This window comes from Trebonia sp. (genome assembly GCF_049794275.1).
GTDB lineage: Bacteria > Actinomycetota > Actinomycetes > Streptosporangiales > Streptosporangiaceae > Trebonia.
Genome location: NZ_JBARCR010000423.1, coordinates 1 through 4,125 on the forward strand (window position 1 = coordinate 1; position 4,125 = coordinate 4,125).

2 protein-coding genes are annotated in these 4,125 nt (G+C 69.7%); one reads left to right on the forward strand and one right to left on the reverse strand.

What is annotated here, in order from left to right:
- Nucleotides 1-39: 39 nt before the first annotated feature.
- The gene (locus tag WA805_RS11570) at nt 40-450 is read right to left on the reverse strand and encodes a TraR/DksA family transcriptional regulator (protein ID WP_422281708.1); all 411 of its coding nucleotides are present in this window, start codon (nt 448-450) and stop codon (nt 40-42) included.
- Nucleotides 451-928: 478 nt separating this feature from the next.
- Between WA805_RS11570 and ileS the strand changes: the two genes are divergently transcribed.
- On the forward strand, nt 929-4,125 hold a 3,197-nt coding region (gene ileS, locus WA805_RS11575), incomplete at its 3' end, for an isoleucine--tRNA ligase (RefSeq protein ID WP_425242338.1).

Genomic DNA, 4,125 nt, shown 5'->3' on the forward strand with positions numbered 1-4,125 from the left:
CCTCAGGCCCCTGGCCCGCCGGCGGCTGGCTCGCGTCGCTCAGCGGCGCTCCTGGCGCTGCTTGCACTCCACGCACAGGGTCGCCCGCGGAAACGCCAGCAGCCGCGCCTTCCCTATCGGCTTGCCGCACGATTCGCACACTCCATATGTTCCCGCATCGATCCGCGCCAGCGCGTGCTCGGTCTGCTCGAGCAGTTCGCGCGTGTTGTGGGTGAGCGCGAGCTCCTGCTCCCGCTCGTACAGCTTGCTGCTCGCGTCGGCTTCGTCGTCGCCGGCCTCGGACACCGTGTCCCCGAGGCGCCGGGCGATCTGCGACTCGGCCTGATCGATCTCCGCGCGCAGCCCCGCCGCCTCGTCCGCCAGTTCGGCGCGGACCTCGCCAAGCTCCTCGTCGGTCCACAGCTCCTCGCCAGGACGCACGGGAAGGCTGGCGGCGCTTGAGCGCGACACGGCGGTCATGACTGCTTCACCACTTTTGCGGATCACGATACGGACAGTGAAGGATACGACTCGCTGACCGTCTGCGCCAAGTTTGGTTTCCTGCCCGGGCGAATTGGCTTGCCTGCGGTTTCCCGGCATCCGGTATCCTGAAGGCGCGGTGATGGGGACAGCTGCCGCGGAATGCTGCGAAGAGCGACCCGGGGACGGTGCGAGCCCGGGTGCGTGCGCCACGGACCAGATCACCCCTGAGCGGCCGGAAGAACGGCTGCCTGCTCATCAGCATGGCGGCTCAGTAGAACTGGCGAAGATCACATTCGAGAGGTCCGAACGGGCGCTTAGTGCCTGTGTTCGGTCAAGGAGGGTGGTACCGCGGGGCGGCGCGTAAGCGAGCCTCGTCCCTCCGGCAAAGCTCATCGCTGATGCTGGAGGACACCTGATGGCGGAGTTGCCAGACCGAGGGTTGGCAGAGCGGAAGCCGGGCGGCGCCATGCCGGCGGTGCCCGCGCACGCGGACCTCCCCGCGCTTGAGCACGAGATGCTCGCCCGGTGGAACAGGAACCGCACGTTCGAGGACTCGCTCAAGCAGACCGAAGGCGGGCCGCGCTGGACCTTCTACGAGGGGCCGCCGACCGCTAACGGCATGCCGGGCGTGCACCACATCGAGGCCCGCGTCTTCAAGGACCTGTTCCCCCGCTTCAAGACCATGCAGGGCTTCCACGTCAAGCGGAAGGCGGGCTGGGACTGCCACGGGCTGCCGGTCGAGGTCGCCGTCGAGAAGGAACTCGGCCTGTCCGGCAAGAAGGACATCGAGGCCTACGGCGTCGCCGAGTTCAACGAGCGGTGCCGTGAGTCGGTGCTGCGGCACGTCGACGCCTTCTCCGCGCTGACCCTGCGGATGGGCTACTGGATCGACCTGTCCGACGCTTACCGCACCATGGACCCCGACTACGTGGAGTCGGTCTGGTGGGCGCTGAAGAGCATCTACGACAAGGGGCTGCTCGTCCGTGACTTCAGGATCAGCCCGTACTGCCCGCGGTGCGGCACCGCGCTGTCCGACCACGAGATGGGCCAGCCGGACGTCTACAGGGAGGTCACCGACCCCTCGGTGACCGTCAGGTTCCCGGTCGAGTCGGTGCCGGCTGGCGCGAACAGCCAGCTGGAAGGCGCCGACCTGCTGGTCTGGACGACGACCCCGTGGACCCTGGTGTCCAACACCGCCGTCGCGGTGCACCCGGAGGTGAACTACGTCGTCGCCCGCGAGGACGGCCACGAGGACAAGGTCGTGGTGGCCGAGGCGCTGTTCGCGCGCGTCCTCGGGGACGGCTGGCATGTGCTGGCCACCGTGCGGGGAACCGATCTCATCGGGGTGAAGTACACGGGACCGTTCGGGATAGTCGATATTCCTGACGCCCACCGGGTGGTCGCCGGCAGCTTCGTGACCACAGAAGACGGGACCGGCCTCGTGCACTTGGCACCCGCTTTCGGAGCGGATGACATGGAGGTCTCGCGCGCCAACGGCTTCCCCGTGGTGAACCCGGTGCGGCCCGACGGGCGGTTCGAGGACGGGCTGCCGCTGGTCGGCGGGATGTTCTTCAAGGACGCGGACAAGCCGCTGGTCGCGGACCTGGCCGAGCGCGGGCGGCTGTTCAAGTCGGAGCCGCACGTGCACAGCTACCCGCACTGCTGGCGGTGCGGCACCGTGCTGCTGTACTACGCACTGCCGTCCTGGTACATCAGGACCACCGCGATCAAGGACCAGATGCTCGCGGAGAACGAGAAGACCAACTGGCAGCCGCCCACGATCAAGAACGGCCGGTACGGCGAGTGGCTGCGCAACAACGTCGACTGGGCGCTGTCGCGGACCCGGTACTGGGGCACCCCGCTGCCGCTGTGGGAGTGCCCGTCAGGGCACGTGACGTCGATCGGGTCGCTGGCCGAGCTGAGTTCGCTCGCGGAACAGGACCTGTCAGGGCTCGACCCGCACCGGCCGTACGTGGACGACGTTGTCTTCCCGTGCCCGGAGGACGGCCTGGAGGCGCACCGGGTGCCTGAAGTCATCGACGCGTGGTTCGACTCGGGGTCGATGCCGTTCGCGCAGTGGGGCGCGCCGCTGCGGAACCTGCGCGAGTTCGAGGAGGCGTACCCGGCGCAGTTCATCTGCGAGGCGATCGACCAGACCCGCGGCTGGTTCTACTCGCTGATGGCGGTGGGCACGCTGGTGTTCGGGCACTCGTCGTACGAGAACGTGGTGTGCCTCGGGCACGTCGTGGACGAGCAGGGCCGCAAGATGTCGAAGCACCTGGGCAACGTGATGGAGCCGATGGGGCTGCTGAACGCCCACGGCGCGGACGCGGTGCGGTGGTTCTTCGCGGCGTCCGGGTCGCCGTGGGGGCAGCGCCGGATCGGCCCGTTGGTGCTCGACGAGATCGTACGCAAGGTGCTGCTCACGTACTGGAACACGGTCTCGTTCCTGGTGCTGTACGCGAACGCGTCGTCCGCGGGGTCCGCCTCAGGGAAGGCGTGGACGCCGGAGTCTTCTTCGTCGGCGCCTTTGCCTGGTGACCGGCCGCTGCTGGACCGGTGGCTGCTGTCGGAGCTGCACGCCTGCGTTCGGGACGTGACGGCGTCGCTGGAGGCGTTCGACACGGCCGCGGCGGGCCGGCGGCTGGCCGCGCTGATCGACGACCTGTCGAACTGGTACGTCCGGCGGTCCCGGCGGCGGTTCTGGGACGGGCCGGAGTCCGCCGACGGGGCGGCGGCGTTCGCCACCCTGCATTCGGCGCTGGTGACGGTGACGAAGCTGATGGCGCCCATCACGCCGTTCCTCGCCGACTACGTGTGGGGCGTGCTGCGGCCTGCTGACGAGGCGGAGTCCGTGCACCTGTCGTCGTGGCCCGGCTATGACGCGTCGCTGATCGACGCGGATCTGTCCGCGCAGATGGCGCTGGCCAGGCGGCTTGTCGAGCTGGGCCGGTCGGCGCGGTCGGCCGCCGCGGTGCGCACCAGGCAGCCGCTGTCCCGTGCGCTGGTCGGGGCTTCCGGGTTCGGTTCTCTGCCGGTGGCGCTGCGGGAACTGGTGGCCGACGAGCTGAACGTGCACACGCTCGAGTCGCTGGACTCGGTCGGCGGGGAGCTCGTGACCTATATGGTCAAGCCGGAGTTCCGGTCTCTTGGCCGCCGGTTCGGGTCTGACACCCAGGCGGTGGCCGCGGCGATCAGGTCGGCGGACCCGGCGGCGCTCGCGCACGCGGTCGCCGCGGACTCGGGCACCGCCACTGTTGAGGTGGAGTCGCTCGGTGCCGTTTCCTTGTCGGCTGAGGACCTGGTGGTGACGCAGACGCCGCTGGAAGGCTGGGGCGTGGCCACGGCCGGCGGCGAGACGGTGGCGCTTGACCTGTCCGTGTCCGACGAGCTGCGCGCCGAGGGCATGGCCCGCGAGGTGGTCCGGCTCGTCCAGGAGGCGCGCAAGAGCGACGGCCTCGAGGTCACCGACCGGATCGTCGTGCGCTGGTCCGCCGACGGCCCAGAACTCGCCGCGGCGCTGGCCGCGCACAGCGAGCTGATCGCCGCTGAGGTGCTGGCGGTGTCGTTCGGGCCTGGGGACGGGCCCGGCGATGGTGCCGGGACGTGGTACGAGCACAACGACGCCGGCCTGGGGCTTAGGTTCTGGCTGGCGGTGGCCGC